This window comes from Aliihoeflea sp. 2WW, assembly GCF_000497755.1.
Taxonomy (GTDB): Bacteria; Pseudomonadota; Alphaproteobacteria; order Rhizobiales; family Rhizobiaceae; genus Aliihoeflea.
Window position 1 is genome coordinate 57,792 of sequence record NZ_AYOD01000005.1, and the last position, 19,379, is coordinate 77,170.

Consider the following 19,379-nt stretch of genomic DNA (forward strand, 5'->3'; position numbering starts at 1 on the left):
GCTCCGGCGGTCATTGCGACCCGACAATGTCGTGGATCACCGGAATGCCCGCCGGCGAAAGCGTGCTGTTCTTGACGATCGTGTAGACGCCGTCCGCCGTGACGACATAGTCCGTCGTCGTCGGCGTGATGGTCAGCCCCTTGACAGATACCAGTATGCGCTTGTCGCTGGCCTTGATCAGCGTTCCGCCGACGTCCTTACCCGCGTCCTGCAGATTGATCGGCAGCACTGCCAGCGTGCAGGGATGGTCAACCGTCGTCGGCCCCTCCGGGTCCCATGGGTTGCCGCCACCGCTCGACGATGCGCGTCGGATGGCTCCGGCCTGGCCGAATTTCTTGAGCAGGCGGTCAGCGGTCGCGGCGCTCTTGGCGTAATCGAACTGGTTCAACATACCCTCGGATCATTTTGCGTCTGGCGATGTTGGTCATCCATCAGAGAGTGGAGGACGCCATGAACATCGCAAATCTGCAGCTCGAGGGGCTTTGCCTCGCAATCGCGGCGATCAACCACGAACTGGTCGCGAAGGGCGTGCTCTCGCAGGACGAGATGGACACGGCGCTTCGCAAGGCCGAGGCCACGGCGATCGGCGATGAACGGTTCATTGATCAACTGTCCCCAGCGAACCGCGACGCAGTTTGCTTTCCCATCCGCGTGCTGCAGATCGCGAACCTCACAGGCGCCGATCATCCATGGTCATTCTCGAAACTGGCGAAAACAGTCGGCGAAACGAAGCAGCCCTATAACGACCAACGGTAGAGGAGTGTGGATCATGAAAGAGAAAATCATCATCAACACAGACGAAATCGAGAGCGACGATAGCAGCGAGGACGATGGCCGCATCATTGAAGTAGACAAAGGTGGCGTGGCCGAAATCCATGAAAAGGACGAGCGAAAAATGCCCAGCGGTCCTGAACTTCCATATGACGTGACCGAATCGCATTCGTCCGCAACCGATGACCAGGGCTCCGATATGGCTCGCGAGGCGGCGAACCACGAGGTTGCGATGCGCGAGGCCAAGAAGAAGGCCCGCTTGATCAGCGAGGATGCGTACTACAACATAACATCGCCCATCCGGACGCCCGATTAGGCACGTGCCAGAAAGCAGGTCGTGACGTTGCCGGCATCGCGGATCAGACCGGCAAGTAATCCGTCGATGATCGGCAACCGCGGGCGCGCGTCGTCAGGCTCTTTCGCGTCCGCATACTGGACCTCGAGGTCTCCGACCTTCTCGCGAAGCACACGCTCCGTGCCGACCACGTCCGGCATCAGCGATCCGGGTGCGGCCAGTTCGCGACGCGCGGCCTCGATGATCGCATAGATGACGACCTGCGGCGCAGTCTCGTTGTCGAACTCGATATTCCAGCGGCTGTTGTACAGGCCGGCAATGTAGTCCTGACCGCGGCGGAGCGCAGCGGTCTTCGCACTCTCTTCGCCGGTCCAGTTCGTCCAGGCGCGCAACGTCGCATAGGCATCGGCTTCGGCCGCCGTGACAGCAAGCGTTTCGTATGAAAGCATGTCAGGTCCTCGCCTGCTCAGCATAGGCCGCAATGTCAGCCTCGCGTGTGTCGCCCCAGACCCAGCGCATCACCAGCGCGTTCAGTTCGATGTCGCATTCCTCGCAGAGACCGCGGAACACCCGATTGTCTGCGCATATCTGCCACTGATATCGCGAGGAAAGCCCGCACCTCGCGCACGGCACTCGGCTGATGCCGATCTGCGTGTACGGCTTGGTGCGGGCCATCCGTTCAGCCGCGCCGCTTCAACTCGGCTTCGATCGCTGCGTTGGCCTGCTCGCCATTGGTGATCGGGTCATCGCTGAGCTGCGAGGCCAGCGAGCGGCGCTCCTGCCAGGACAGCGAGGTCCAGTCCTCGGGGATCGCAACGCCGGCACGGCTCTCTGCCGTTTCGGTGGTGCGCAGGCGCCCAGAGGCAGCCTCGCCCACCGGCTGATCGCCGACGAACTTCTGCGCGCCCTCCTGCGTTGCCACACCGGCCTGCTCGATGGTCTGTGCAGGCTTGCCGGTCGTCGGATCAGTGTTGCTGGCTTCGACGCCGATGCCACCGACCGATGCCACCTCGGCATTGGCAGCGAAATTGCCCTTGCTGTCTGCCAGTTGACGAGCCGTGCCTTCGGGATCGGGTTTCGCCGGCTCGAGTTCGCTGAGCGCGGTCGATGACGTCTTCGCCTGCTGTTCGGCCTGCTTAGCCAGCCGGTCGAAGGCATCGGCCATACGGTCGGCCGCAGTGCCACCATTGCGATTGGCACGAGCTCGCAGTATCTGCGCACGGCTTTCGTCACGACGCGCGATCGCCTCGGCAAGAAGCGGATCGTTCTGATGGTCGGTCATGTCAGTTCTCCAGATTGAGGGGTCAGAGCGGATAGGGGTCGAAGTCCCTGCCCTCAGCCGTTCGTCGTGACGGCGACCATGCGGACGAGCTTGGGATCATAGACCCGCGTCCAATTCGTGCCGGTGCCGAGTTCGGTATCGGTGACGCCGGATGCCGATGCTGGGTTGCCGGTAAACGACACGCCACGCGGGTGCATGACCCAGTGGCGGCGGTACCAGACCGTCTCCACGCCTTCACCGTTACCGGCTTCGGCGACCGAAGAGAGTTCGACAGGCTTCTTCGGCCCGCCCTCGCCGGTAGCCTCGGCATAGCCGATGGCGCCATTGCCGAAGAGGTAAGACGTGTATTTGAAGCCACTGTCGTCGCCCGGCTCGCGCGGGCACTGGTCCGACACGTAGACGATCTTGTCGTCCCACATGTTGAAGTCGAGCCCCGTAGCCGGGTCCTTGAACTTCTCGATCGCCCGGGCCGCCCGCAGGTTGTAGAAGATGCGGCTGTGCATGAGCACCGCAGAGAGCGTTGTGCCATACTCACCGAGCAGCGCGTAGGCGTTGGCGGCAATCTCGGCATCGAGGTTGATCGGCGTTACGGCGCCATCCTCGGATGCGACGTCGAGCACATTGCCGGCCATGCCCGCCGAGGCAAACACGCCGCGCATCTGCTCGCCCATGATGCGCTGCTCTTCACGCACCCAGTATTCGGCGATGAGCGTGGCGACCGCATCGAGCGGGTCTTCCGCCAGCATCGAGGCGACGAGGTTCGCTGACTGCCAGCCGTTGTTGCGCCGGATCTTGCGAGCCATGTCCTGGCCCTGCGTCAGCTTGTTCGGCGTGGCGTTCTGCGCCGGGTCGTCCGTCGAGACGTTGGAGTTGCCGGTCAGGTCGTTCCAGAACGGCATCTGGACGAGATCGCCGGGACCGTTCGCAAAGCGCTGCAGTTCGGCGTCGGTCGACACGATTGGCGAGTTGCGGATGCGCGAAAGCTGCGCAATGCGCTGGATCGTCGTGGGGAGGAAGAGCGGGCCATAGATGACGTCGCTCAGACGGGTCGTTGCCATTTGAGGCTCCTGTAGTTGGGAGAATGTGGGGTGGTAGTCGTCTCGGCCACCCCACTGGGCATGACCTCGTCTTTGGTAGCGTCACTGACGCCGAATGCTCACCAGTTCGGAGCTGCGCCGGCCGCTTTTGCGAGCTGACGGGCCTTTTCCGGATTGGCGGAAATCAGTTCCTGCTGCTTGGTCAGGTTGGGCTTCTTGCCGTTGCTGTTGTCCCACGGGTTATCGCCCAGGATGCGCGCGTTGCTTCCGGTCGCGTCGCCGCCGGTCGCCTTCGCGACGAAGACCCTGCCCTCGTCGGACTGCGACCAGTTAGCGACGTATTTGCCGATCTCGTCCTCGCCTAAATCGGTTTCAACCACAGCGCGGCGGGTTCCATCATCGTCGCGGACGACTTTGACCGATGGCTTCAGGAGCGCACGAGCAGCGCGCAGGTATTCCTTGGCGACACCGGATTCGACCAACGCCTTCGTCAGCCCGTCCTCGACCAGCACGCTTTCGATAACGCTGTCGCGCTCGACGATCTCGCCGTCCTTGGCCTTCATCTCTTCGGTGTGCTTCTTCTCCAGGTTCGCGATGCGCTGCTCGTAGAGGCGCTTTTGCGACTGCAGGTGTTCGTCGCTCGGCTTCTTCTTTTCGGGGTCGGCCGGATCGGGAGCCTCGGCCTTGAGCCTGATCCACTCCTCGGCGTCGAAATCTTCCGGCAGATCGGCGAGTTTGCCCTCGGCCGTCGTCAGCTTCTCGCTGAGCGTGCGCTTCTCGGTACGGACGCGATCGAGCGCGGCCTTGAGCGACTGGGCGCCGGGGTGCGCTTCGATCCCCTCGATCTGAAGAACGAATTTACCGTCCTGCTCCTCGTAGAGCACGTGGAATTGTTCCTCGACACTGTCGAGACTTTCGATGATTGCTTTCAGGGCCACTGGCCTTCTCCTGGGTTGCAAGCCCGACGCGCGGGCATAGGATGCCGCCAACTAGCGGCAAGACACGAGGCTTCAGTGCCTCGAAACATGGAGATGAGAATGGACATTCGACGTAGCGGCTCTGCGCCCTCACGACGCGGCCCGTCCGACTATTTCACCGGCTCGGTTTGGCATGACCCGATCGTCGAAGCCGAAGCACCGGCACGCGTGCGCTCGTTGATCGTTCGCTTCGATCCGGGCGCGCGGACACACTGGCACACGCACCCCCTCGGACAGACGCTGCACGTCGTCGCCGGTTCTGGCCTCATCCAGAAGGAAGGTGAACCCATTCAGCCGATCAATCCGGGCGATTCCGTCTGGATCGCGCCTGGCGAGAAGCACTGGCACGGTGCCGGCCCAGATACGGCGATGACGCACATCGCCATCCATGAAGCGCTGGACGGCAGCAACGTGGAATGGCTAGAGCCGGTCAGCGACCAACAATATGGCAGCTACCGTTAGCACGAGCGGGGTGACGGCTCTTATAGACGTTGGCTGCTGTTACTGCCGGTGGTGAAAGCCGCCCCAGGCGTGCGACGGCAGCCGGCCGCCAGTGCCGAACGCTTAAGCTAAGTTGAGGAAGTAGCTTCTTCCGTTATCACCTTGAACCCCGTCAACATGTTGGGTCCAAAAGTCAGCGTGAGTGGAACATCGGCAGCGTCTCGCCCTCGAGCAACCAAAATCCGACCGATCCTCGGATCGTTGTTTCGAGGGTCAAACATGTGCCACCTTCCACCAAGGAAGACCTCAATCCAAGCTGCGAAATCCTGCGGCGCGTGAGGCAGTGGCAAGCCGATGTCGCTTATGTATCCCGTGCAGTACCGAGCCGGAATGTTCAGACACCGGCAAAATGCGAGGGCCAAGTGCGCGTAATCACGACAAACACCCTGGCGCTCATTGAACGCTTCTGACGCGGTCCTCGTGGCGCGAGAGTGCTCATAACCGAAGGCCAAATGATTGTGAACGAAGTCCACGATCGCTTGAACCCTTGCCCATCCTAGCGGCTCCCCACCAAATAGCTGCCATGCAGTCTCGGAAAGGAGATCCGTGTCGCAATAGCGGCTGCCGAGCAGGAATTGCACCGTTTCGGCCGGCAGCATATGCACTGGTGCCTGCTCAGCAGCAGGATCGATACTGTCCCATTGCCCGGAGTCTCGAACGATCGTTTCGGTGCGAAGGGAGAACGTCCCCGCGGGTGCCAGTAGTCGGTTGCACCAGTTGCCGAACGTGTCCCGGTAACCCTCGACTGGAACTGAAGGAAGCGTGATTAGGTAATCTGGCTTTTCCAAGTCCGAAACACGGGACGAATGGACGTTGAGGGTTGCAATGAGTGGTGTGGGCTGAGGAAATTCAAAGGTAAGTTCACTGCCGACGCGAATTCGCAAACTGATCTCCGTCCTGTTTCATCTGGCCACAGCCGATGGCGTGGAGCAGAGTAACAGAAGGAAAGGCCTATTGTGGCGCCGATAGCAATCCCGCCTGCACCGGATCACTGCCTATGTCTTCCTTGTCGATCAGAATAAGCTCAGCCTCATGGTCGCGCTCGGCGGAGGCGATTTCGCCGCGCTGCAGGTTCTCGTACAGCGTTTGATACGACACCGCGCCGTCCTGCCAGAGCTTGACCAGTGAAGCCGCATCCTGCGGGCTCAGCGTAGCATCGACGAACGACAGGTTCGGCTTGACGATCACCTCGTCGGGCCGGGCGCCGATCATCACCGCGATATGCCGAAGTGACTTCTCCAGACCCTGAGCGCTGGCGAGCGCGATCGAGGTCAGCGTTGCCGTCTGAGCCGCATATCGGATGCGAAGGGCGTCGCCGCTCTCGGCCGACTTCTTCTCGCTGTCGAACAGCCTGGCGCCGGCCGCCGCAGCATTGGCGCGTTCGTCCTGGATGGCGACGCGGTGTGCATCGATGCCGGTTCCCGTCGGCCCGACATACTTGGCGTCCGGCATGTGGTCGTCTTTGCTGGCCTTCAGCGTCAGCACAACACCGGCGCCGACCGCCGACGGCGCATCGCCATTGATGATGACCAGCGTTTCCTGCCCGCTCATGTAGAGCTGGTGGCGGTAGTCGGCATCAAGGCGGTACATCGCCAGCGCGGCGCGGGCCACGCCAATGAGCGGCGGCTCGTCGGGCGAAACGGATAGGTCTTTCGAGCCGATGACGACGAACGGGATCTCGGTCAGCGCGCCGCCGCCGCGGACAGTCGGCTGGGCTTCGGCCTCGTCCCTTTCGGTGCCCGTATAGGTGTCGACCGAATAGCGCCCATCCTCAAGCCGCAGCACCCGGTAGGCCTGCTTCTGGCTCCACTGGAAGCCATCGCGCTTCAAGCCGCTCTCGTCGAGCACGAACAGGTCACGTTCGGGCGACCAGTTGATCAGCGCCTCGGTCGTGTATCCCGCGAGCCAAGGCAGATCGGACCCCGCCGATGCCGCGTCCGCCAAGAGCGCATAGCGGCCCATTAGCAGCAGTTCACCGGTGATCCGCCGATGGAACGCCTCGAGCGACATGCCGTCGGTCGTCGCCCTCTCCCACAGGCCCTCCATGGCCTTGGGCATCGTAATCTGCGCTTCGGTGCGGTGAATGACCCCGATCATGCCGCGAATGGTCGGAGCGACGATCTCCGAGAACTGCGCCCGCTTCTGGTAGGCGGCGTACATCGCGCGGCCGCCGTCCTCCTGCACCCGAAAGCCCGATGGCTTCGGCAGATAGTCCTCTCCGGCTTCCTTGACCGCCTTCTCGCCTCTCGCCGTGGCGCGCATCATCGCCCACTCTTCCTGGCGATCGATCCAGTCCGGATGCTTGGTGTCGACAGCGCTCATCAGTACATCCCGGTGACTGTCGTCGTTTCTGTCTTTATCTCGCGCTTCACGACGAGGCGCGCAAAGGCGCCGGACGACGCGTCGACCTGATCCTTGAAGCTGCCACCTGGAAACAGGCAGAGTTCGTCGAGGTAGCTCTCGTTCCACTCGCCCTGGACGAGGTAGACATTGCCCGCCTCGCACTGAGACGAAAACGGCTCGGCGCGCGTGACCTTGTCGCCCGTTTCCGGCTCTGCTTTCACCTTCCAGCCCGCCAGCATGGCGACCATGTCCTTGGCCTGCACCTTGCCGGCCTGACCGGGATCTTGCGGAAGGCTGATCTCGACATCCTTTCCGTCGATCTCGGCCGTGGCCTTGATCAGCATCCGGACTTTATTGCCCTCGTCCTGCGTTTTCACGACGTGCCCGACGACGAATGATCCGTCTGGAGCCTTGCCGAGCTTGACGCCTGCGGTGCGCGCCGCCGTGGTCTTCTTCGTCGCGGCCAAGTCCCAATGCCGGACCCAGCGTGTGCCGGCCGGTGCCTGGCGGATGACCTTGCCGGCGAACCACTCGCGCTTGAACAGTCCGCCCTCGCGAGGAACGGGTCGTTGCTGGTATTGGCCAGCGATGGCGTATTCCGTCAGTGCCTTTTGGTCCCGCACGAGTACGGCTGGCGGGAATCGCTCGGGGAACAGCAGTTCGCCCTCGGCAGAGCGCGGGTCTTCAAATCCCAGCGCCGTCGAGCACCGCCGCTCCGGCTCAAATCGCATCGGCAGCATGAGGTGCTGATATCCGAGCTTCAGCTTCTCGATCTGACCCGAAACGTCGTCCTCGTGGAGCCGCTGCATGATGACGACGATCGCGGACTTCTCCGGGTCATTCACGCGTGACGGGACCGATTCCCGAAAGATGCGCGTCGTCCGCTGCCGCTCCGCCGGGCTTTCGGCGGTTTCCGTCGAATGCGGATCGTCGATGATCACCCGATCGCCGCGGCCACCGGTGAGGCTTGAGAAAGGCACGCCCTCGCGAAAGCCAGTCTTGGAATTGGCGAACGAGGATTCACCGGAGCGGACGAGGTTCACTTCCGGCCAGAGCGATTGATACCAGTCCGAGTTGACCAGATCGCGCATCCGCCGGCTGTCGCGCTTGACGTAGTTTTCTGAATAGCTCGTCGTCAGGAAACGCATGCCGGGCATGCTCTGCGGCCCCCATTCCCACGCCGGCCAGAAGACGGAGGCGAGCAGCGACTTCATTGTACCGGGCGGCACGTTGATCAGGAGCCGGTTGGGGAAACCCATCGCGAGGAACCGGCCCGTCGTGATCGCCTCCAGATGCGAGCAGATCGCGTCGATGTGCCAGCCGTGGATGTAAGGCTGTGTCGGCTCGAGGACGTGCCAGGCCTCACGGACGAAACCTGTCAGCGTTTGGCAGCGCGCACGGATGCGCTCGGCATCCTTCGAAACCCGCTCCCGTTCGGCCTCAGCCTGCCTGCGCGCCCTCTCCTGCCGGATCAGCCGCATCATCGTCGCCGGGTCCGGCAAGCGGGCCGAAGATGCTTTCGAGCTGTGCGAGTTCATCACCACTCAATTTCGTTAGGTCGATGGTCTGGATCGGGCCGCCGTTGCGGCCGGTGTGCTCGCGCTTCTCGATGATGAGACCGGTCAGCTTTGCTTTGCCCATCGTGGCGGATACGGCCGCGCTGGTCTGCTTCTCTGCGATGGCAAGAGCGCGCGCCTCTTCCAGCTCAACGAGCAGACTGTCCATCGTCACCTCAGCCTTGCGCGCCGCTCTACCCTGCACTTCGGCGACACGTTGACCAATGTTGACATTTGTTGACAACCGAGAGGCGGCTGTCCTGTCGCCCTTGTAGCCGGCGCTCGCGTATGCTTCCGTCGCGTTCATGCCCTTTGCTAGCGCTTGGGCGAACTTTTCGTGACGGCTATTTCGAAGGACCGGCATACTTGGCCTATCGCTTTTCAGGATTGGGACAACCTGCCTTGATGGCAGTGCTATCGGGGCTGGCCGTAATGCCAGCGGCTTCATCATCCCAATATCTGAAAGAGGGTGAGGCTCATGCTCTTGCCGTGGGGCATTTGCTCGGCGAGCCATATGGTGCAACCCATACTGAAGTTGCTCAGAACATCACCAGCAGTGCACTGGTCATTGCTGGCTCCACGCCGTGCGCCTCAGTGACGGCCCCGGTATGGTCCTTCCAAATAGACGTCCCTGCAACTCGTCATGGTGAGCAGCCCATTCGAGGCACGCTGGACGTCGACGCTGCTACTGGCGATCTGGTCTGCGCCACGTTGCCGTTCCTGTAGACATCTGGTGGAGAATGGAATGCCCGGGGTCGCTTTCCTGGCGTATTCCTATGCCCGCCTGTTTTTGCGTTTTGGCTTCATCGCGTTGACGCCAACTAGAATATACCCACGGCCAAATGTGCCCATACTGCCGCTGTGGCGAGGACTATCACTGCAATCAGGAGCCATCGAGTCGGCTGCGTCTTCACTCGGTAGCGAACGACCGCGATACCCAGTACGACTGTCAAAATGAGAACGGCCGCCGCCGCAACGTCTTCAATGCCCCAGTCCATGCACCCAGCACTCCCGCGGGCTCCAGAACAATCTAGTGCATCAAAACGCACATGTGGAAGAACTCGTATACCGCACAGCGGCCGATCAGCAGAGAAACAACCGTCGTGCCCATGAGTACCGAGGCAATCGAAACTGCCGAGATAGACATCCGTGTCATCGCATCCCCTAGCTTGGCCTGCCAACCGACACCGGCTGACAGTGTTCCGCTGCGATCTTCGTCATGCCTAACGCTGTGTGACCGGGGCTAAGCCGCCTTGCGGCTGGCTTCTCTATCTTCCTTGCTCAACGCCTCAGGTTTCGCGCCGTCTGCCATCCAATGCGTGACTGTCGCGATCCTGCCGAAATCACTACCCTGATTTGGCAACATTGGCGACACCCTCGACCAGTTAGGATGCTGTAACGATTGGGCATTTTTGATCAGCGACGCGGCAATCGCGCTGATCTGCTGGTCCATTCGGCGCTCCGCCGTCCTACGAACCCGACCGGTTTTCGCGCAGAACTGCCGGAAGGAACCAACCATGCGCGGCCATGCCAGACACATTGCCCACATGCCGAGCACAACCCGGCGCTCGTCATCCTGCACCAGTTCGGTCATCCAACGATAGGTCACTTCTTCAGCTCGACTGATGGCCGATGCCGACGGCCGATACCGGACCTTGACCTCGTTATAGCCGTACCCCTGACTATCAGGCGGCGACGCGGGCCAGAAGGTGCGGAGCGTGGCCGGGCTCAACCCGCGGACGTCCATGTGCGCGAAGGTATCCGCGGCCTCGACGATCCGGGCCTTCACGATCAGGCTGGCATCGGCGACTTCGGCGGCGTGGATGGAAAGGTCAGACTGCAAGGCGCTGCTCCGGCTCGTCGAGAAGGGTTTCGAGGCTCTTGTAGATAAGCATTCGCAGGGAAGCGCGCACCGGCCACGGGCGCCGTGCAACGGCTTCGCCACGCAGGACACCGAGGGGGATGTGGTCGAACGCATCCAGCACATCTGCCGCCCGTTCCGACCAGTCGGGCCGCTGGACGAGGATGTCGGAGATGGCGCCGATCGTCTCGCTCCACAGCTCATCTCGGTTGTTCTTCGTCTGGCGGATGCAGCGCAGGGTGAACACGAGATGGCCATCGCCGTAGGTGTTGCGGATCTCGTGCATTGTACCGCGCGCATGGCTCTGCGCAGCGGCACGCCGCCGGTAGACCGGCACCAGCTTGATACCGAGCCCGTCGAGAAGAGCGTCGAGTTGACCCTTCGGCCTGGTCACCCTTCGGCCCTCCAAGAAACAATTCGACCGGTAGCGCTGTTCGGGGGCAAAGGAGACGATCTATGCCCGACAATGCAAACACACCTCCCGTCCGCGATACCGGCGCAACCGGTGTTCCGGAGAACGACAAGCGTGACCTGATCGATGATGAGCATAGCCAGGCTGCCCAAGCGCCGAAAACGAGCGGTGCCCCAGAGCGCGGCAAGGAGCCACTGACCAACAAGCTGGCCGATCGGAACACGGAAGGCCCCCGCGAAGCCGGCACAACCCCGCGCCCCACCGACAAGCCCATTGTGGGCGGCGACCGAGGAGCCTGATCGATGGGTGTTCTCAAAAGCCTCGCCGCTGAATTGACGCCTGAATGGCTCACAGGAAAGGAAGGTACCAGCATGGCTGATCCCCGCGAGGATACCGACAAGCCGCCGATGCCCGATCCCAATTGGAAGCCGGAGGTCGAGAAGACGCCCCTTGATCCGAAGGATGGTGAAGACGATTTCGATCGGAACCGCGACGATATCGGCGACAAGCCTTCCGATCCTCGGGACGGATTCACACCCAAGCCGTAGGGGGAACATCAAGCCTCCTGCCTCGGCGCCGGCGGCGGAAACTTGGCCTGCAGCCGGCCGAACATCGGATCGCCGCTCGTGTCGAGACAGTCAGCCGGGACCGTCACCGCGGTCGAATAACGATCTTCCTCACCCTTTGGCACCCGGGGCTTCTCGACGTGATAGACGGCCGGGCACCAGCGCCCGTTCGTCCTTTCCCACCTGAACCACTTCGTCATTCCGCAGCCTCCATGAAGCGCAGCGCCGATCGCTCTGGGATCGGGTCACCGAGCAGACGCCCGGTCAGCGAGCGGCGATCGGGCACTGTGGCCCAAATCCGCCGGCGCTCGACATGTTCATGCGGAATGTGGACCACATGGACCATGCCGGCCGCTTCGAATCCGATCTGTGCTTCCCGGATCATCTCGCGCATCGCGGCGGCTCGGCGCTTGATGCGCTCGGGGCTATCCTTGCTCATCGCGCCCTCCTCCGCTCGACAACGACCTGACGACCCTTGCTGAACAGCGTCTCGGGACCGAGGAATGCACGGGCGCGCTCCTCTGCGGCCTCAGCTTCCTTGCGCTGGCGCCACTCGGCTACCTCGTCGAGCATGGCGACTGGCTCGATCACCTCGGCGCGGATGACCGGGTTCAGGATCGCCTTGACGCAAGCCCTGGCCGCATCGATTGCCTGGGTGGCGGTGTCGTACTCGACGGGCTGGCCGTCCTTGCGGACGAAGCGCCAGTTCTCGCCGGCGAAAAGCTTGAACAGAGGCCTGTAGCGCGAGCCGTAGGGCATCTGGCTGTATTCGGGCAGGAAGTCCTTGGCCATGTCAGAAGCCCTCCATCAATGACGGCTGCTCGCTAGCGCGCTCGGAGACGTAGCGCGTGAAGCGATCCTCGAATTTCACGATCTTGCGGATAAAGGGCGAGCCGAACCGGACCTTGACGGCGCCGATCTCGGCGATGCCCTCGGCCTCGGCGGCGAAGACCTTATTGATCTTCTTCCAATCCTGATCCGTGGCGGCTGTCGCCATGCGCTCCTGTTTGAACTTCTCCTGGCGGTAGAGGTACAGGATCGCGTCGTAGGCCTGCTTTGCCGGATCGCCGCCATACAAGTCCGCCGAGATCGGCCGGGGGTTGTCGCGCTTCATGCCGTAGCTGTTGCGCTGGTTTAGGATCAGCCAAGCTGCATCCGTCATTTCGGCGCCGGCCTTGAACACCTTGTTGATGTTCTTCGCCTTGGTGCCCTCGTCGGCGCGCTTGTCCTCGGGTGTGACCGATCCGATGTGGTCAACGCCGATCAGCGGCACCTCGCCATTGCCATGCCGCTTGACGAACGTTCGCGCGAGCCCGACGAGCTGGGCCGCATTCTGATCGGTGCACTTGATGACCTCGAACGGCCGGCTGTCGATCCAATTGCCGAACTCGACGACCTTCATCCATTCCTTTTCGGACAGGTCCGCGAAACGCTGCCGGCGTGCCTCAATGCCGTATTCCTGCGCAACCATCTGCCGGATGCACTGGTCGCCGCTCTGGTCATAGGACAGGAACTGGACAGGATGGCCCTTGCGCAGCGCGTGAAGGATCATCTGCAGCGTCAGGCTCGTCTTGCCTTCGCCGGAGCTCGACAGGAGGCCGTAGAGGTTCCCCGCCTCCATGCACGGCTCGGAGATCACTTCCTCGATCTCAGGGAGGCAGAGCGGGACGCCGCGGACCTTGCCGCGCTGTCGCGCCGCGTTCATCGCCTCGATGTAGTGCTTGCCGACACCGATCCGGTTCTCGCCCTTGAGACGCTGGGCGCGCAGGTTGGCGATGCTCTCTTCGAGCGGTCCGAACTTGTCGAGGATGTCGGCGCCCGGCTGCATGTCGAGGATCGTGTCAACGGCTTGCTGCGCCAGTGTAAGGCTCTGCCGGGCGATCCACATGTCGTGAATCGTGGCCGCGTAATCGCGCGCGTGGACCGGCGGCGGTGCGTGTGCAGCCAGCGCCGCCAGATATTCAGTTAGCGTCATGTCGCCGATCTTTTCGTCGGGCAGATAGCTTCTGATTGTGACCGGGTTCACGCCTTTGCCGACGAGCAGCATTGCGCCGACCTTCTCGAACATCAGGCGATGAAGCGGCTCAGAGAAGTGCTCGGGCTCGAGAATGCGCGCCACGACGTCGTAGACGGCATTGTTGATCAGGATGCAGCCGAGCAGCGCCTGTTCCGCCTCGATGTTCTGCGGCACGGTCTGGAAGGTGCGGTCGTGCGCGTTCATGCGGCCCTCTTCTGGCGCTCGTATTGAAGCATCCGGTAGGTGTCGGTGGTCTTGGCCGCGACCGCGACGCCGACGGCATCGGCCATGTCGTCGTTCGTGACGACGATGCGCTCGCGGGCGCACTGCTCGCGGACGGCTTTCTTCCACTCCTTTCGGCCCCACCCGGGCTGGCGGGAGAAACCGAGGAAGGCCTTGCGCCACGACGCCGGCGCGATGGTCACGAACGGGATAGCCTTGATGCCGCAGACGGCCGCGACGGCGCCAACGAGCTGGTTCGACGAGATCACAGCGTTCAGGCCCGATCCGCCTTCAACGACCTCGTCTTCGCCCATCATCTTCACGGTGCGCCGGCCGGCAGGTTGGGTGCGGATCGGCATTTCGATCGCGACGAGGTCAGGCTTGGCCTCGCGCACGAGAATGATCAGCGCGCGTGCAAGGGCGGCCGACTTGTCCTCGTAGTCCCGGCCGACCGCCTTCAGTACTCCGGCCTCGATGGCCGAAAGGGGCCGGCTATCATCATGGAGAGCCGAACCCGTCTTCTGCGCAACGTCGAGGCCGAGGATAATCATGCGGCTTCTGCCTCGTCGTCGAGGTCGCCGCCCTCGTCATGGCCCTTGATCAGCTCGTCCTTCGCCGCCTCGGCTTCCTTCTTCTTGATGCCGGCGAAGAGCGCGCCCTGCCCTTCGTGCCAGCCCTTGGCGTAGGCCTGACCCTCGGCCGATGCCTCGTTGTACGGATTCGCCAGCGTATCGCCGCGAAGTCCGGCTTCCTCGCCATCACGGAACGCCCGATCTTCCAGCGGTGCGCGGTCTTCGAAGATGTCGAGCTGCGTGTTGATCGCGATGCCCGCGAACCGCATGGCCTGGCGCTCGGCTTCCTGCTTGGCCTTGATCTCGGCGAGGCCTTCCGTCGTTTGGGCCTTCTCATAGGCCTTGATCTGGTCGAGGCCGTTGGCGCCGAGGTCGGCCTTGATGACCTTGCCGACGCGCTTCATCTCGGCGTTCGCGAGCTGCTGCACTTCCTTCGCGGCGAGGTACGCGCGGCGATTGATAAAGAACAGCACCTTGCGATCCGTCTCGCTCAGGTCGCCGCCATTGTGTCCGATGCCGCTCATGCCAGTGCTCCTTCCATTTGATCGATAGTTCGATTGAGGGCTGCAACCTCATGGCCCCGGGCGCATTGAGTCGCGTTCTGATTCGCGTGAGGTGCGTAGTGGGCGACGGCCCGAACAAGATCCCGATAGACAAGTCGCGACATGCGGCTCAGCGCCGGGCCATGGCTGAGTGGCGCGAGCGGCATCCGGTCTTCGTCACCCACCAGACGTTCGGCGACCGGTACTCGGCGCGCGTGCTCGTCGATGGTGAGTATTACGACGTCAGCCGCACTGAACTGGCGAGCCTGCGGGCGGGCCGAACGCCGGCCGATCTCGAACTCTACCCGGTCGGCGGAGAGGATTGAGCCATGACCCTTCAACGCATGTGGTGGGATGCCCCGGTGACGATCATTCCCGGCAAGGAAGGCACGAGACTGCACGTCAACAACACGGCTCAAGCCCGCCGTGTTCTGGAAGAGGAATGGCCGATCGAGCGCGGCCCTCGCCTGGAGGCCGCGCGCGAAGCGGTTCACAATGCGAAAGTCTCGGCACTGAAGGCCAGAGAGGCGTTCTATGCCGCTGCCGAAGAGGCCGGCATTGTGACCAGGACAACCGTGGCGCCACCGTCGATCCCGTCGAGCGAAGGGCCGGTCCTCTATGGCCGCGGTCGAAAGCGGAAGCTGAAGCGCGATATGTGAGGTCATGCGGACTCACCTCCGAAGAGCTCAGCCTGCCGCGCATCTTTCCGATCGAGCATGCGCAAGACCGTTTCGCCTTTGTGCTGGCGATCCCAGACGAACCAGCCATTGAGCATCGGCGGGGCGCCCTGCCCTGTGAAGTCGATCTTCCATCGCATGAGGTAGACGCGGGCCGGCGGGTATTTCGCCCAGAACGGCGCGAGGCCACCGGCGCCGGGGAACGACCAATTCATCAGCAACGCCATGTATTCGATGCCGAGGTTGTCGAGCGCGTGATAGAGCCAGCGGGCCTTGCCATTGCCCCAGCCGCACTCCTGAAAAGGCGGGTTCGTGACGATCGCGGGCGACGGCGCCATCGGGAAATCGTAGAACGACCGGATGTCAGCCTCGCAGCCTCGGTCGACGAGATCAGACGCACGAACTGTCAGACCGAGCGATTCCATCTCGCGCACCATCGCGCCATCGCCGGCCGCCGGCTCCCAGATGCAGGAGAAGTCGCGCAGACGATCGATCTCTGCATGCAGCAACGCGCGCGTCGGTTCGGGCGGCGTCGGATAGAAGTCGTCCTTCTCGCGCTCCAGCGAATCCGTCTTCGTGTAGGAGCCATCGAGCAGACGCGTGGCGACAGGCTTCGAAGCCTTGCCGGTTGCGCGGAACAGTCCTCGTGCGGAGGCGGTCATAGCCCGCACCCTGTGTCACATACCAACAGCATGCCTTGGCCGCGCTCTTCGGCGGTGGAGAGGTCGACCTGATCGAGCGGAACGCGATCAGCGTGCAGGTAGCTCTTCGCACGCATGCCTGGAGTTTCGCGGATAAGCTGGTCGATCTTGACCGCTTCCAGCCACGCCTCAGGATCATTCTCCTTGAGCCAAAGCCATTCCGCGTTCTCGCGATACGGGCAGAAGAAGCACTTGCTGCGCGGTGGTATCGGGTAGCCGTGGCTCTTCAGCCACTCGACACACCCTCCGATTGACTTCCGCGCTTCGAGAAGCGGAAAACGGTTCACCGCCCAAGTTTCGAATGCTGCGCCTGCGCGCACCACCTCGTCGGTGGAGTACCCGATCCATACCTCACACGCCCCGGCCGGAATGCGCTGGCGCGGCTTGAAGCCCATCAGTTCGCGTTGCTTGGCGTTCAGCCGGTCAACCTTATACTCGCGCGTGCATTGGCGGCGGTCCTGACCCTTCTTCTTTCCGTCAAGGAAAGCCGGGATAGAGACATACCGGCCCGACTGCTGGACTCGGTTCTCGATTGCTTGCCGGAGGGGCACGGCCGGCTCGTCGAGTTCGATGATGGGGGTCGAGAGGACGTTGCCGGAAGCCAGCCAGCGAATGTGCTCGCGGGTCGCGTTCGTATCGCCGACCGGAGCATAAAGCCACACGTCAGGCGGGCCGCCTTCGATCTCGCCATGCTCGGCCATGAGTGCGAGCGTCGTGGACTGGATGCCACCACCGAGCGAGCCCACGCGCAGCTTCGCGCCTTCAACCGGTCCCCAAGACCAGCCGCCACGGCGGATGCGGGGCTTCTTCGGAGCTTCGGGGCTTGTGAGTTCGAACTGAACGGTCATCGCATCCCACTCCATGCGAGCCCGGCTATGCCTGCGGAGGACAGGAGAGAGAGGATGATGAAAAGGCGGAGGGTTTCAGCGCGGCTATAGGTCTTGACGACCGAAATGTCCGATCTCAAATATTTTGGCGCCGCCCGGTGATGGCGGCCTATTGGCTGAAATCGCTCAACAAGTGAGAGGATGAAATGGAGAGCAGAGCCTTCGCGAAACCGATCTATCTGAAGGATGGAACGCTCGTGCGGGAAATCACCAATGTCGAGGAAGCGATCGATTTCCTCATGAAATGGCCCGAGAACAAACGGGACATCCTGCACGACGCGACGATGCGCACGTGCATCATGGCCCATGATGGATTGAAGCCGGTCAAGGTCGCGCGTGATGCGTTGCGAGCCTTCGCCGTCAAGAAGGACATTCTGGAGAAGGAGCCTGCGGTCAGGCCGTGGATGATCAAACCCAATTCGGGCGGCCGCGCCCACGCCTGAACTCTTCGCATTCGAGCTGCATAGGAGGATGACATGCTTGCGAAGCCTTTTGAGAAGCCCATCCGTGTCTGGGTGGGCCTTGGCTTTCCCCGACAACTCAACAATGTCGCTGACGCCTACCAGATGCTCATGGGGTGGTGCGGCAACAGCCCCGAACAGAAAGCCGCCATTCGGGCCTGCAAGGCGGCCCTTGCGGGTGATGTCGATGCCGAGACCGCCCGCGGTGTCTTTCTCGCGTTCGCACGAAAAAAGGACATCTTGGTCGAGGACGGAATGATGCCGGTCCACATGATGAAGGGCACCGACAGCCACGTTTGAGCCACAGCGGGAAGTGAGGGTGGTCTTCATGCCGCCCTCCGATCTTGCTCAGCGCAGTCGCCCCATTGATCCGCCATGGCTTCGGCGATCCCCGGGAAAAAGCGGCTGCGCTCTTTCCAGCGGTTTGGACCGGGGCTCATGTGGTGGACGCGAGGCGTTCGACCCTCGACAATGTTCGTCGGGACGAGCGCCGGCAGGTTCTTCAGCCACAGGCATGTCCGCTTGACCTCGCCATGCCCGAACTGCCACGGCTGAACTGACTGCGCTGGCTCCTGATAATTCCGGATGCGCTCCTTGGCGTGCCGGTGCATGACCGGGTTCTCCACGGCGATCCGCTCGATGGGCGCATTCCAGAGGTCAGAGAAGAGCGCGGCGCCCTCGTCGAGCTCGCGCCACATCTGATCGAGTGTCTTGCCCGCCGGCGGTGCCGAGAGCCAGCGAACGCCCGAATTGCACAGCCGAGTGCATGGCGGGTGCGCCACGACGAGCAAATCCCAGCCGTCATCGAGGATGTCGCGGACGTCGCCGGTGATGTGCTTGTTCGAACGGTCCTCCGCCGGCAGCAGGTCGCACGACCATGCGTCATGGCCGCGGCTGGCGAAGGCGCAACGGACGATGCCGGAGAACTCGCAGGCAACGAGGACGCGAAGCTCGTTTGTCATCACCAGGCCCACCCTGACGCGCGCTGAACGCCCGAAGGCTCCGACATGCCAAAAGCGCTCGCATCGAAGACGATCAGTGCAATGACGATGGCAGCGGCGACACCAGCAAGGGCGTAGAAGCCGTATCGCGCGCGGCTTCCCACCCGTCCCTTGAAAGCGCCGACGATCATCTCAGCTCCCAAGTCCTGCATCTTGCCGCCGGTCGAGACCAGGGAACGACCGAGCGAAAGCCGGATCGACTTCCGCAAGCCGAGCCCGGAGTGCGGCGGTTCGCTGTTGCTCGATGAAGAGTTCGTGTTTCGCACGGTTCAGGGTTTCCTCGTTGTGCTGAGCGACGGCCTCACGGATCGCGTCCGTGATGTCGGTGAAGGGCCGCTTGATCTTCTTCCAGCGCAGCCGCTCGATTGTCGTGATGGACAGGCCAGACGCTCGCGCCGCCCGTCGGTTCTGCTCCTTCGCGGAGCCGTCCCCGCCCAGGACACGGATCGCCGAGGCCATCTCGTCCTGGATTGCTTCAACTCGATACATTTCCGCCTCGCGCCGTGAGATTTCCGTCTCGCGCCGTTGAATTTCCGTCATTGAGAAATGCCCCACGCATAGGTTGATCGGCGTGGGGGCGGTGGTCGCCCTGACCGGCCCGAAACGGGTCGAAGTCGAGAGCAGGAATGAAGGCCAGAGGAAGCGATGAGACAGACGACAAGCCGCCAAGCACAGCGTCCGTTTCAGCTTGATTTGTT

The 19,379-nt window shown here is 62.5% G+C and carries 32 protein-coding genes; 10 read left to right on the forward strand and 22 right to left on the reverse strand.

Features of this window, described 5'->3' with window-relative positions; translation table 11 throughout:
• Positions 1 to 10: 10 nt before the first annotated feature.
• The gene (locus tag ALII_RS0103845; protein WP_152529526.1) at positions 11 to 388 is read right to left on the reverse strand and encodes a hypothetical protein; all 378 of its coding nucleotides are present in this window, start codon (positions 386 to 388) and stop codon (positions 11 to 13) included.
• A 62-nt stretch (positions 389 to 450) separates the two neighbouring features.
• Here ALII_RS0103845 and ALII_RS0103850 point away from each other — a divergent pair, with 62 nt between their 5' ends.
• Together ALII_RS0103850 and ALII_RS0103855 are read left to right on the forward strand one after the other, a co-directional pair.
• Positions 451 to 756: a hypothetical protein gene (locus ALII_RS0103850; RefSeq protein WP_024586013.1), complete on the forward strand. Its 306-nt coding sequence runs from the start codon at positions 451 to 453 to the stop codon at positions 754 to 756.
• 13 nt (positions 757 to 769) lie between these two features.
• On the forward strand, positions 770 to 1,087 hold the full coding sequence (locus ALII_RS0103855; protein ID WP_024586014.1) for a hypothetical protein: 318 nt from the start codon (positions 770 to 772) through the stop codon (positions 1,085 to 1,087).
• On the opposite strand, the gene ALII_RS21505 is transcribed toward ALII_RS0103855, so the two are convergent.
• From ALII_RS21505 to ALII_RS0103880, 4 genes are all read right to left on the reverse strand, one after another.
• The gene (locus ALII_RS21505; protein WP_024586015.1) at positions 1,084 to 1,515 is read right to left on the reverse strand and encodes a DnaT-like ssDNA-binding protein; all 432 of its coding nucleotides are present in this window, start codon (positions 1,513 to 1,515) and stop codon (positions 1,084 to 1,086) included. The genes ALII_RS0103855 and ALII_RS21505 overlap by 4 nt on opposite strands.
• 230 nt (positions 1,516 to 1,745) lie before the next feature.
• Positions 1,746 to 2,348 (reverse strand): hypothetical protein, encoded by a 603-nt coding sequence (locus tag ALII_RS0103870; RefSeq protein WP_024586017.1) that lies wholly within the window; start codon positions 2,346 to 2,348, stop codon positions 1,746 to 1,748.
• 53 nt (positions 2,349 to 2,401) lie between these two features.
• The gene (locus ALII_RS0103875) at positions 2,402 to 3,406 is read right to left on the reverse strand and encodes a hypothetical protein (RefSeq protein WP_024586018.1); all 1,005 of its coding nucleotides are present in this window, start codon (positions 3,404 to 3,406) and stop codon (positions 2,402 to 2,404) included.
• 98 nt (positions 3,407 to 3,504) lie between these two features.
• Positions 3,505 to 4,374 carry a hypothetical protein gene (locus ALII_RS0103880; protein ID WP_152529527.1) on the reverse strand — a complete coding sequence of 290 codons (870 nt, stop codon included), beginning with the start codon at positions 4,372 to 4,374 and terminating at the stop codon, positions 3,505 to 3,507.
• 48 nt (positions 4,375 to 4,422) lie between these two features.
• On the opposite strand from ALII_RS0103880, the gene ALII_RS0103885 reads away from it, so the two are divergent.
• Entirely contained in the window at positions 4,423 to 4,824 is a 402-nt protein-coding gene (locus ALII_RS0103885) for a cupin domain-containing protein (protein WP_024586020.1), read from the forward strand.
• A 107-nt stretch (positions 4,825 to 4,931) separates the two neighbouring features.
• On the opposite strand, the gene ALII_RS0103890 is transcribed toward ALII_RS0103885, so the two are convergent.
• From ALII_RS0103890 to ALII_RS23045, 4 genes are all read right to left on the reverse strand, one after another.
• Entirely contained in the window at positions 4,932 to 5,747 is an 816-nt protein-coding gene (locus tag ALII_RS0103890) for a transglutaminase family protein (protein ID WP_024586021.1), read from the reverse strand.
• Between the two features lie 67 nt (positions 5,748 to 5,814).
• On the reverse strand, positions 5,815 to 7,185 hold the full coding sequence (locus ALII_RS0103895) for a DUF4055 domain-containing protein (RefSeq protein WP_024586022.1): 1,371 nt from the start codon (positions 7,183 to 7,185) through the stop codon (positions 5,815 to 5,817).
• On the reverse strand, positions 7,185 to 8,690 hold the full coding sequence (gene terL, locus ALII_RS0103900) for a phage terminase large subunit (RefSeq protein ID WP_024586023.1): 1,506 nt from the start codon (positions 8,688 to 8,690) through the stop codon (positions 7,185 to 7,187). The genes ALII_RS0103895 and terL overlap by 1 nt, the downstream gene beginning before the upstream one ends.
• Positions 8,647 to 9,213, reverse strand: coding sequence for a terminase small subunit (locus ALII_RS23045; protein ID WP_348265975.1), 567 nt, complete (start codon positions 9,211 to 9,213; stop codon positions 8,647 to 8,649). The genes terL and ALII_RS23045 overlap by 44 nt, the downstream gene beginning before the upstream one ends.
• Here ALII_RS23045 and ALII_RS22245 point away from each other — a divergent pair.
• Positions 9,129 to 9,488: a hypothetical protein gene (locus tag ALII_RS22245; RefSeq protein WP_152529528.1), complete on the forward strand. Its 360-nt coding sequence runs from the start codon at positions 9,129 to 9,131 to the stop codon at positions 9,486 to 9,488. The two genes, ALII_RS23045 and ALII_RS22245, sit on opposite strands and share 85 nt — an antisense overlap.
• 517 nt (positions 9,489 to 10,005) lie before the next feature.
• On the opposite strand, the gene ALII_RS0103920 is transcribed toward ALII_RS22245, so the two are convergent.
• Together ALII_RS0103920 and ALII_RS0103925 are read right to left on the reverse strand one after the other, a co-directional pair.
• Entirely contained in the window at positions 10,006 to 10,605 is a 600-nt protein-coding gene (locus tag ALII_RS0103920) for a DUF6362 family protein (RefSeq protein WP_029660180.1), read from the reverse strand.
• Positions 10,595 to 11,017: a hypothetical protein gene (locus tag ALII_RS0103925; protein WP_024586026.1), complete on the reverse strand. Its 423-nt coding sequence runs from the start codon at positions 11,015 to 11,017 to the stop codon at positions 10,595 to 10,597. The genes ALII_RS0103920 and ALII_RS0103925 overlap by 11 nt, the downstream gene beginning before the upstream one ends.
• Positions 11,018 to 11,079: 62 nt before the next feature.
• Between ALII_RS0103925 and ALII_RS22250 the strand changes: the two genes are divergently transcribed.
• Positions 11,080 to 11,334, forward strand: a complete 255-nt coding sequence (locus ALII_RS22250) for a hypothetical protein (protein WP_152529529.1) — start codon at positions 11,080 to 11,082, stop codon at positions 11,332 to 11,334.
• Between the two features lie 3 nt (positions 11,335 to 11,337).
• The gene (locus tag ALII_RS22255) at positions 11,338 to 11,583 is read left to right on the forward strand and encodes a hypothetical protein (RefSeq protein ID WP_152529530.1); all 246 of its coding nucleotides are present in this window, start codon (positions 11,338 to 11,340) and stop codon (positions 11,581 to 11,583) included.
• An 8-nt stretch (positions 11,584 to 11,591) separates the two neighbouring features.
• Here the strand turns inward: ALII_RS22255 and ALII_RS0103935 are convergent, their stop codons facing one another.
• From ALII_RS0103935 to ALII_RS21520, 6 genes are read right to left on the reverse strand one after another with little or no spacing between them, the layout of a single operon-like run.
• Positions 11,592 to 11,801: a hypothetical protein gene (locus tag ALII_RS0103935; protein WP_024586028.1), complete on the reverse strand. Its 210-nt coding sequence runs from the start codon at positions 11,799 to 11,801 to the stop codon at positions 11,592 to 11,594.
• Entirely contained in the window at positions 11,798 to 12,040 is a 243-nt protein-coding gene (locus ALII_RS0103940) for a hypothetical protein (protein WP_024586029.1), read from the reverse strand. Before ALII_RS0103940 ends, ALII_RS0103935 begins: the two co-directional genes overlap by 4 nt.
• Positions 12,037 to 12,393, reverse strand: a complete 357-nt coding sequence (locus ALII_RS0103945; RefSeq protein ID WP_024586030.1) for a hypothetical protein — start codon at positions 12,391 to 12,393, stop codon at positions 12,037 to 12,039. Before ALII_RS0103945 ends, ALII_RS0103940 begins: the two co-directional genes overlap by 4 nt.
• A gap of 1 nt (position 12,394) precedes the next feature.
• Complete coding sequence (locus ALII_RS0103950; RefSeq protein WP_024586031.1) at positions 12,395 to 13,822, reverse strand: DnaB-like helicase N-terminal domain-containing protein; 1,428 nt, start codon at positions 13,820 to 13,822, stop codon at positions 12,395 to 12,397.
• The gene (locus ALII_RS21515; RefSeq protein ID WP_024586032.1) at positions 13,819 to 14,391 is read right to left on the reverse strand and encodes a hypothetical protein; all 573 of its coding nucleotides are present in this window, start codon (positions 14,389 to 14,391) and stop codon (positions 13,819 to 13,821) included. The genes ALII_RS0103950 and ALII_RS21515 overlap by 4 nt, the downstream gene beginning before the upstream one ends.
• The gene (locus tag ALII_RS21520; protein ID WP_024586033.1) at positions 14,388 to 14,936 is read right to left on the reverse strand and encodes a hypothetical protein; all 549 of its coding nucleotides are present in this window, start codon (positions 14,934 to 14,936) and stop codon (positions 14,388 to 14,390) included. The genes ALII_RS21515 and ALII_RS21520 overlap by 4 nt, the downstream gene beginning before the upstream one ends.
• Before the next feature lie 161 nt (positions 14,937 to 15,097).
• Here ALII_RS21520 and ALII_RS0103965 point away from each other — a divergent pair, with 161 nt between their 5' ends.
• Positions 15,098 to 15,280 carry a hypothetical protein gene (locus ALII_RS0103965; protein WP_051375769.1) on the forward strand — a complete coding sequence of 61 codons (183 nt, stop codon included), beginning with the start codon at positions 15,098 to 15,100 and terminating at the stop codon, positions 15,278 to 15,280.
• Positions 15,281 to 15,283: 3 nt separating this feature from the next.
• Positions 15,284 to 15,613 carry a DUF982 domain-containing protein gene (locus ALII_RS21525; RefSeq protein ID WP_081718883.1) on the forward strand — a complete coding sequence of 110 codons (330 nt, stop codon included), beginning with the start codon at positions 15,284 to 15,286 and terminating at the stop codon, positions 15,611 to 15,613.
• 2 nt (positions 15,614 to 15,615) lie between these two features.
• Here ALII_RS21525 and ALII_RS0103975 read toward each other — a convergent pair whose 3' ends face one another.
• Positions 15,616 to 16,293 (reverse strand): hypothetical protein, encoded by a 678-nt coding sequence (locus ALII_RS0103975; protein ID WP_024586036.1) that lies wholly within the window; start codon positions 16,291 to 16,293, stop codon positions 15,616 to 15,618.
• Positions 16,290 to 17,180 carry a hypothetical protein gene (locus tag ALII_RS0103980; protein WP_024586037.1) on the reverse strand — a complete coding sequence of 297 codons (891 nt, stop codon included), beginning with the start codon at positions 17,178 to 17,180 and terminating at the stop codon, positions 16,290 to 16,292. The genes ALII_RS0103975 and ALII_RS0103980 overlap by 4 nt, the downstream gene beginning before the upstream one ends.
• A gap of 185 nt (positions 17,181 to 17,365) precedes the next feature.
• Here ALII_RS0103980 and ALII_RS0103985 point away from each other — a divergent pair, with 185 nt between their 5' ends.
• Together ALII_RS0103985 and ALII_RS0103990 are read left to right on the forward strand one after the other, a co-directional pair.
• Complete coding sequence (locus ALII_RS0103985) at positions 17,366 to 17,662, forward strand: DUF982 domain-containing protein (RefSeq protein ID WP_024586038.1); 297 nt, start codon at positions 17,366 to 17,368, stop codon at positions 17,660 to 17,662.
• Between the two features lie 33 nt (positions 17,663 to 17,695).
• Positions 17,696 to 17,980 carry a DUF982 domain-containing protein gene (locus tag ALII_RS0103990; RefSeq protein WP_024586039.1) on the forward strand — a complete coding sequence of 95 codons (285 nt, stop codon included), beginning with the start codon at positions 17,696 to 17,698 and terminating at the stop codon, positions 17,978 to 17,980.
• Positions 17,981 to 18,006: 26 nt separating this feature from the next.
• Here the strand turns inward: ALII_RS0103990 and ALII_RS0103995 are convergent, their stop codons facing one another.
• Genes ALII_RS0103995 through ALII_RS0104005 form a run of 3 tightly spaced genes read right to left on the reverse strand, consistent with a single transcriptional unit; the run spans position 18,007 to position 19,350 of the window.
• Entirely contained in the window at positions 18,007 to 18,642 is a 636-nt protein-coding gene (locus ALII_RS0103995) for a hypothetical protein (protein ID WP_024586040.1), read from the reverse strand.
• Entirely contained in the window at positions 18,642 to 18,812 is a 171-nt protein-coding gene (locus ALII_RS22630; RefSeq protein WP_161632234.1) for a hypothetical protein, read from the reverse strand. Before ALII_RS22630 ends, ALII_RS0103995 begins: the two co-directional genes overlap by 1 nt.
• 1 nt (position 18,813) lies before the next feature.
• Positions 18,814 to 19,350 carry a hypothetical protein gene (locus tag ALII_RS0104005; RefSeq protein ID WP_152529531.1) on the reverse strand — a complete coding sequence of 179 codons (537 nt, stop codon included), beginning with the start codon at positions 19,348 to 19,350 and terminating at the stop codon, positions 18,814 to 18,816.
• Positions 19,351 to 19,379: the final 29 nt, after the last annotated feature.